The sequence below is a fragment of the Tropicimonas sp. IMCC6043 genome, from assembly GCF_004146235.1.
Lineage (GTDB): Bacteria > Pseudomonadota > Alphaproteobacteria > Rhodobacterales > Rhodobacteraceae > Tropicimonas.
This window is the reverse complement of record NZ_SELO01000169.1, coordinates 1-390: the sequence shown is the minus strand read 5'-3', so window position 1 is coordinate 390 and position 390 is coordinate 1. Positions and strand designations below refer to the sequence as shown.

General features: G+C 56.2%; 1 pseudogene. It reads right to left on the bottom strand.

Annotated features, from left to right (window positions below):
* Positions 1–264: 264 nt before the first annotated feature.
* Positions 265–390 (bottom strand): annotated as a pseudogene (locus EU800_RS26270) (IS481 family transposase); the annotation flags it as partial.

The following is a 390-nucleotide window of genomic DNA, read 5'->3' as shown; positions in this document are numbered from 1 at the left end:
GAGCGAACATAGCATATCTTGCTGCGCCAGCCGAATCCGCAAGCGCCACGAAATACCAATAGGTATGTCCACTCAATCGTCCCGAACCGTTATCCGATGGTTTTCATCAGATGTCAGCAAGGTCGGCTTTGCTGCCAGTAGCGGCATCGATCGTGGGTGTGTCGGACAGAGAGGTGGACCGCATCGGCCTGTCATCGACATTATGCCGCGCGCATGAGGCGTGAAGGGCCGCCGGTGTTTCGAGACGGGCCAACCTGCGTCTAGCTAGGTGTTCAGTCCCGGCATTTGGTGGATCGGATCGACATTGAATCTGTCTGGCTCTGAAGTCCAGATCTTGCAGATGTATTCGTATGGCGTGAGACCGCTGAGGGTCTTGAGCCTTCGGGCGAA